Consider the following 6,333-nt stretch of genomic DNA (forward strand, 5'->3'; position numbering starts at 1 on the left):
CTCGGCGAGCCTGCGCACGACGGCCAGCACTTCGCCGACCAGCTCCGGATCGAGCGCCGAGGTGATCTCGTCGAGAAGCAGGATCTTCGGATCCATCGCCACGGCGCGCGCAATGCCAACGCGCTGCTGCTGGCCGCCGGACAGTTCGGCCGGCAGGCTGTCGGCCTTGTGGGCGAGACCGACGCGGCCGAGCCAGTGCTCGGCAATGGTGCGCGCCTCGGCTTCGCTCTTCTTCCGCACTTTGGTGAGGCCGAGCATGATGTTGCCGGCCGCCGTCAGATGCGGGAACAGGTTGAAGCTCTGGAACACCATGCCGGTCTCGGCGCGCATGGCGGCGAGATCGCGCTCGCCGCGGCGCTGGCGCGTTCCAGTTTCGCGGTAGCCAACCTCTCTGCCGTCAATACGGATCGAGCCGCTGTCGTAGCTTTCGAGGAAGTTGACGCAGCGCAGCAGAGTGGTCTTGCCGCTGCCGGAGGGCCCGACGATGGTCACCACTTCGCCGCGCGCGACCTCGAGGCTGACGGAGCGGAGCACTTCGACGGGACCGAAGGCCTTGGAGACATCGCGGACTTCGAGCAGCGCGGGACTGGCGTTCGAGGCGTCGGACATCATGCTATTCCCTAATGAAGGAGAAGCGCCGTTCCAGCCGCCGGCTGGCGAGCGAAAGGGCGTAGTTGACCGCGAAGTAGACCAGCGCGCCGAGGATATAGAGCGGCATCGCTTCATAGGTGCGGCCGATGACCTGGTTGATCGCCTGCATCAGGTCGGTGATGCCGAGCAGCGAGACCAGCGCGCTGCCCTTGACCGCGTCGGTGACGCCATTGATCCAGGGCGGCAGGAAGCGCCTGAAGGCCTGCGGAAAGATGACGTAGGTCAGCTGCTGGCGGAAGGTCAGCCCGATCGCCATCGCCGCTTCGGACTGGCCCTTGGGGATTGAGGCGACGGCGCCGCGCAGATATTCGACGACCTGCGCCGTCTTGAACAGCGTGAGCGCCAGCACCGCGGCCCAGAAGGACTGCAGGTGAAGCCCGATCGCGGGCAGGCCGTAATAGACAAAGAACATCAACACCAAAATCGGGATGCCGCGGATGGTGTCGCTGAAGATGCGCACCGCCCAGCGCAGCGGGGCGGGGCCATAGACCAGGCCGACGCCGAGCGCGACACCGGCGATAAGCGAAAGCACCACGACCAGCAGCGACACCCACAGGGTGATGGCGAAGCCCTGGGCGAGGAACGGCACGGCGTAGAGGATCTGGCTCAGCATGTCAGCGTGCCGCCCTGAACCGGCGCTCGACGAGCCTGAGCGCGAAAAGCAGCGCATAGCCGGTCACCAGATACATGGCCGTGGTGACCAGGTAGACCTCGACGATGCGGAAGGTGTTGAAGTTGATCCACTGGGCGCCGTAGGTGAGCTCGGGCACCGAGATGACCGAGGCGATCGAGGTGTCCTTGAACAGCGAGATGAAGGTGTTGGAGAGCGCCGGCAGCGTGATGCGCAGCATCGTCGGCAGACGCACATGCAGCAGCCGCTGCCATGGGGTCAGGCCGATCGCCTTGCCGGCATCGAGTTGGCCGCGCGGCACGGCCTCGAGGCCGGAACGGAAGACTTCGACCAGGTAGGCGCCGCTATAGACCGACAGTGTCAGGACAAACGAGGTCGGCGCGCTGTAGGCGATATCGATCACAGTCGGCAGACCGTAGAAGACCAGATAGACCAGCAGGATCAGCGGCACGTTGCGGATGAACTCGACATAGGCGGCGATGATCGCCCGCACCGTGCGTCCGGCCGAAACGTACCAGACCGCCAGCACCAGCCCGATGACGATGCCGATGGCGATCGAGATGACGGCAAGCTCGAGACTGAGCAGCAGCCCGCCCCACAGCTTGTCGAAATGGCGCCAGATCAGGTTGAAATTGAGCGCGTAGCCCATATGCGTTGGCCTCAAAATATCCGGCGCGGCGCGAAGAGGCCGCGCCGCGCTGGGAGGGGATGGAAGGGTGCCGGAAACACCCTTTCCCCGAACGGCATCAGATGACCGGGAAGCCCGGATGACGCGCCGGCGGCTCCAGCCCGAAATAGTCCTTGAAGGCGGCGTCGTAGAGCGCCGTTTCGTGGCCGAACATGGCGATGGTGAAGGTCTGGTTGACAAAGGTCAGCCAGTCGAGATCGCCCTGCCGAAGCGCGGCGCCGTAGAGCATCGAGTACCAGCTCTTGCCGGCGTCGAAGTATTTGTCGGGATTGCGCGAGGCGAGCCAGCGCACAGTCGAGAGATCGACGGCGGCGGCGTCGACGCGCTTGGATTCCAGCGCCTGCAGCACGTTGGCCTGAGTGTCGATCTGCATCACCTGAGCCTGCGGCAGGGCGAAACGGACCGAGGTTTCGGCATCGACGTTCTGCAGGATCGAGACGCGGGTCGCCGAACCGGCGGCAAGCAATTTGTCGAAGGTCTTGTTTTCGGCTCCCGGCAAGGTCAGCAGGGCGACGCCTTCGACATAGTAGGGCCGCGAGAAGTTGATCAACTGCGAACGCTGGGCCGTCATGGTCATGAACTGGATGGTGATGTCCACCTTGTTGGTGGTAACGTTCGGAATGCGCTGCGCCGGGTCCTGCATGACGAACTCGACCTTGGTCGGATCGTCGAACAGGCCCTTGGCCAGGATCCGGCCCATGGTGATGTCCATGCCGACAAGCTCGCCGGCATCGTTCTCGAAATGCCAGGGCGCGTTGGTGCTGCCGGTGCCGACGATCAGCTTGCCGCGATCGAGCACCGTACGCAGCAAGCTGTCCGGCGCTGCCTGCGCGGCCGCCTTTTTCGCATCGACCGTCGCCGCCACGCTCATCACGCCGGCCGTTGCCAGTCCAGCCATTCCCAGTTTCAGAAATTCACGCCTTTTGGATGTGTCGTTCACGGCGACCTCCTTTCGTGTGTTCCCCTTTGCAGATACACGTGCATTCGATTTGATTGTCTCTTACAAAAGACACGTGTATCTTGTACAAGACAGATACTAGCACCGGAAATCAGCAATGCAAGATGGCAATGACGTCATGGATCGGCAGAGTCCGAACGAGGACAAGGTCTCACGCGAGAAAGGCCTCAACCGGGTGCTGGAGATCCTGGAGTACCTGCACACGACACAGCGCGCGATCGGCATCGGCGATCTCGCCAAGGGCGTGAACGCGCCGCGTTCGACCACCTATACGCTGGTGCGCTCGCTGGTCGACGCGGGGCTCCTGGAAATGGCCGGTGACGGCAACCGCGTCTATTTCGGCAAGAAGCTCTATCTCTATGGAATGGACTATGTGCGCGGCAACGACCTGCTGCGGAGGGGCCGCCAGGAGGTCGACAACCTGTCACAGGAGACGGGCGAGACATCCGAATTGTGCATGCTGCAGAGCGGCCGCTACACGATCATCCATTCCAGTCCCGGCACGAGGCCGTTCCGCATCAGCTCGGCCACCGGCCTGCAGATACCGCTCCCCTGGACCGCTTCCGGCAGGCTGCTGCTTGCGGGCTTCGAACGGGGCCGGATCGAAGCCATGATTACCGAGGGCGACCTCATTCTGCCGGACGGCCGCAAGCTCGAACTCGACGATTTCATCGACGACATCGGCAAGGCACGGGCCACGGGCTATTGCGTGACCTCAGGGCTCGTCGACGCCTACACCAAATGCCTGGCCGCGCCGGTTTTTTCGGCGCCGGGCAAGGTCGAGGCAACGATGTGCCTGGTCGTTCCGATAGACACATCCGAGGAGCGGACAGGCGAACTCATCGCCCTTCTGCGTGAGCGCGCGGCACGGCTGTCGATCGCGGCGTGAGCCGATCGGGCCGCGAGGCCCGGCCATCGGTCAGGCGATGATGTCGGGGATGATGCGATCTTCCAGCGCCATCAGCCGGTCCTTGAGGAAGAGTTTCTTCTTCTTCATGCGCTGAATCTGCAGGGGGTCGCAGCCGGTTGCGATCATCGCATTGATGGCGGCGTCGAAATCGGCGTGTTCCTGCTTCAGGCGGGAAAATTCGAGCCGGATCTCGGCCTGTTCCTGTTCGGACATTCTCTACCGTCTGCACGTCTGCGGCGCCCAAGAGATGGGCCTGATTGGGCGGGGCCGGTGGGGTTTTGCAACCGGCGCGCCGCTCATATCACATTTCACATTGTCGTGGAATGCTACCACAGGGTATTCGACATCGGGATTGGTTGGTGGCAAAGTGTCATCGTGCTGTCACAGATGCGGACTGGCGGTGGGCGCATTTTGGCGGCTGCAATCGAGGAAACCATGAAAGGGAGAACCAATCATGTCTCTTGCATCCCATCTTGATGAGTTGCAGCGGAAACACGGTGACATCGAACGCGAGCTCACCGATGCGATGAACCATCCATCGGTCGACGACCTCGAAATCGTGAATCTCAAGCGGCGCAAGCTGGCAATCAAGGACGAGATTGAAAAGCTGAAGGCGAAACCGACGACGCACTGACGCTCCTCTAACAAAAGCCGCGCCGCCTTCGGCGCGCGATCATCTTTCCGGTGGCAGTCCTGTCACCGGAGATGTTCTGTTTTTTGTCCCGACAGACGATCCGGTCGCTTCAGGCATGCGAATTGCGTGCATCGGGCGCCGTCTAGACTGCTCCCGCCATTCATCTCGACATGTGAATTGGCTCAGCAGTCGGCCACGGCGGTGCGCAACGGTCGCATCGCCGCCGCGCCGATTGCGGCTTTTCGCCCACCCATTGCCATTGACAAGCCATCTTTGCTCCTCCACCTCATGCCCGGACCCTTGAGCACGCTATGCTCTGAGCAAAAGGTGCCGGCATGACCGGATATTTTTCTTCCCCCTTCCCGCGCCGCGCATCGGTCGGCGTCGACGTTGGCGGCGTGATCGTCGGCGGCGGCGCGCCTGTCGTCGTGCAGTCGATGACCAACACCGACACTGCCGATGTCGATCAGACGGTCGCCCAGGTCGCGGCGCTGCACCGCGCCGGCTCCGAGATCGTGCGTATCACCGTCGACCGTGACGAAAGCGCCGCCGCCGTACCCGCCATCCGCGACCGGTTGGCGCGGCTCGGCATCAATGTGCCGCTGGTCGGCGATTTCCACTATATCGGCCACAAGCTGCTTGCTGACCATCCGGCCTGCGCCGAGGCGCTGGCGAAATACCGCATCAATCCCGGCAATGTCGGCTTCAAGGACAAGAAGGACCGGCAGTTCGCCGCGATCGTCGAGATGGCGATCAAATACGACAAGCCGGTGCGCATCGGCGTCAACTGGGGCTCGCTCGACCAGGAACTGCTGACGCGGCTGATGGACGAGAACCAGGCGCAAGGCTTTCCGCTCACCGCGCAGGAGGTCACCCGCGAGGCGATCGTGCAGTCGGCGATCCTGTCGGCAGAGATGGCCGAAGAGATTGGCCTTGGCCGCGACAAGATCATCCTGTCGGCCAAGGTGAGCGGCGTACAGGACCTGATCGCCGTCTACACCGAGCTCGCCACCCGCTCCAACCATGCGCTGCATCTCGGCCTCACCGAGGCCGGCATGGGCACGAAGGGCATCGTCGCCTCGTCCGCTGCCATGGGCATCCTGCTGCAGCAAGGCATCGGCGACACGATCCGCATCTCGCTGACGCCGGAGCCGAACGGCGACCGCACGCGCGAGGTGCAGGTGTCGCAGGAACTGCTGCAGACGATGGGCTTCCGCCAGTTCGTGCCGATCGTCGCGGCTTGCCCCGGCTGCGGCCGCACCACCTCGACGGTATTCCAGGAACTCGCCCAGAACATCCAGGCCGATCTCCGCAAGAACATGCCGGTGTGGCGCGAGAAGTATCCAGGGGTCGAGAACCTCAAGGTCGCGGTGATGGGCTGCATCGTCAACGGTCCCGGCGAATCCAAGCATGCCGATATCGGCATATCGCTGCCCGGCACCGGCGAGACGCCGACGGCGCCGGTGTTCGTCGACGGCAAAAAGGCGGCGACCCTGCGCGGTCCTTCGATCGCCCAGGATTTCGAGAAGATGGTCGCCGACTATATCGAGCAGCGCTACGGACGCGGCAAAGCCGCTGCGGAGTAGACCTGATGCGGCGTTTCCTGAGGGCGACGCTGATCCTGTTTTGCGTGGCGGGCTGGGCTGCAACAGCACAAGCCGATCCGCCGCCGTCCGCCAAGCAGCGGCTCATCGGCAAGGTCTGCAATCTGATCGAGGCGCACGCCGTCGGCAACGGCCTGCCTAAGGATTTCTTCGCCCGGCTGATCTGGAAGGAGAGCCGGTTCGATCCCAATGCGGTGAGCCCCGTTGGCGCCGAAGGCATTGCCCAGTTCATGCCGGGTACGGCAAAGATGCGGGGA

Annotated in this window: 9 protein-coding genes; 4 read left to right on the forward strand and 5 right to left on the reverse strand. The window is 63.3% G+C overall.

Annotation, left to right across the window (positions count from 1 at the left end; translation table 11 throughout):
* The 4 genes from EN742_RS20260 to EN742_RS20275 all read right to left on the reverse strand — a co-directional run.
* On the reverse strand, positions 1-609 hold a 609-nt coding region (locus tag EN742_RS20260), incomplete at its 3' end, for an amino acid ABC transporter ATP-binding protein (RefSeq protein ID WP_148670167.1).
* 4 nt (positions 610-613) lie between these two features.
* On the reverse strand, positions 614-1,264 hold the full coding sequence (locus tag EN742_RS20265) for an amino acid ABC transporter permease (protein ID WP_126057929.1): 651 nt from the start codon (positions 1,262-1,264) through the stop codon (positions 614-616).
* 1 nt (position 1,265) lies between these two features.
* Complete coding sequence (locus EN742_RS20270; RefSeq protein WP_126057930.1) at positions 1,266-1,931, reverse strand: amino acid ABC transporter permease; 666 nt, start codon at positions 1,929-1,931, stop codon at positions 1,266-1,268.
* 97 nt (positions 1,932-2,028) lie between these two features.
* Complete coding sequence (locus tag EN742_RS20275) at positions 2,029-2,910, reverse strand: transporter substrate-binding domain-containing protein (protein ID WP_126057931.1); 882 nt, start codon at positions 2,908-2,910, stop codon at positions 2,029-2,031.
* Positions 2,911-3,025: 115 nt separating this feature from the next.
* Between EN742_RS20275 and EN742_RS20280 the strand changes: the two genes are divergently transcribed.
* Positions 3,026-3,817 carry an IclR family transcriptional regulator gene (locus tag EN742_RS20280; RefSeq protein ID WP_126057932.1) on the forward strand — a complete coding sequence of 264 codons (792 nt, stop codon included), beginning with the start codon at positions 3,026-3,028 and terminating at the stop codon, positions 3,815-3,817.
* Positions 3,818-3,847: 30 nt separating this feature from the next.
* Here the strand turns inward: EN742_RS20280 and EN742_RS20285 are convergent, their stop codons facing one another.
* Positions 3,848-4,051, reverse strand: a complete 204-nt coding sequence (locus EN742_RS20285) for a YdcH family protein (RefSeq protein WP_126057933.1) — start codon at positions 4,049-4,051, stop codon at positions 3,848-3,850.
* 241 nt (positions 4,052-4,292) lie between these two features.
* On the opposite strand from EN742_RS20285, the gene EN742_RS20290 reads away from it, so the two are divergent.
* The 3 genes from EN742_RS20290 to EN742_RS20300 all read left to right on the forward strand — a co-directional run.
* Positions 4,293-4,472 carry a YdcH family protein gene (locus tag EN742_RS20290; RefSeq protein ID WP_126057934.1) on the forward strand — a complete coding sequence of 60 codons (180 nt, stop codon included), beginning with the start codon at positions 4,293-4,295 and terminating at the stop codon, positions 4,470-4,472.
* 335 nt (positions 4,473-4,807) lie between these two features.
* On the forward strand, positions 4,808-6,058 hold the full coding sequence (gene ispG, locus EN742_RS20295; RefSeq protein WP_126057935.1) for a flavodoxin-dependent (E)-4-hydroxy-3-methylbut-2-enyl-diphosphate synthase: 1,251 nt from the start codon (positions 4,808-4,810) through the stop codon (positions 6,056-6,058).
* Positions 6,059-6,063: 5 nt separating this feature from the next.
* On the forward strand, positions 6,064-6,333 hold a 270-nt coding region (locus EN742_RS20300; protein WP_148670168.1), incomplete at its 3' end, for a transglycosylase SLT domain-containing protein.

The organism is Mesorhizobium sp. M4A.F.Ca.ET.020.02.1.1, from assembly GCF_004022645.1.
Classification (GTDB): domain Bacteria; phylum Pseudomonadota; class Alphaproteobacteria; order Rhizobiales; family Rhizobiaceae; genus Mesorhizobium.

Coding starts and splice junctions, on each gene's coding strand:
- EN742_RS20265 (WP_126057929.1), bottom strand. CDS start 1,264: ATGCTGAGCCAGATCCTCTACGCCGTGCCGTTCCTCGCCCAGGGCTTC.
- EN742_RS20270 (WP_126057930.1), bottom strand. CDS start 1,931: ATGGGCTACGCGCTCAATTTCAACCTGATCTGGCGCCATTTCGACAAG.
- EN742_RS20290 (WP_126057934.1), top strand. CDS start 4,293: ATGTCTCTTGCATCCCATCTTGATGAGTTGCAGCGGAAACACGGTGAC.
- EN742_RS20285 (WP_126057933.1), bottom strand. CDS start 4,051: ATGTCCGAACAGGAACAGGCCGAGATCCGGCTCGAATTTTCCCGCCTG.
- EN742_RS20280 (WP_126057932.1), top strand. CDS start 3,026: ATGCAAGATGGCAATGACGTCATGGATCGGCAGAGTCCGAACGAGGAC.
- ispG (WP_126057935.1), top strand. CDS start 4,808: ATGACCGGATATTTTTCTTCCCCCTTCCCGCGCCGCGCATCGGTCGGC.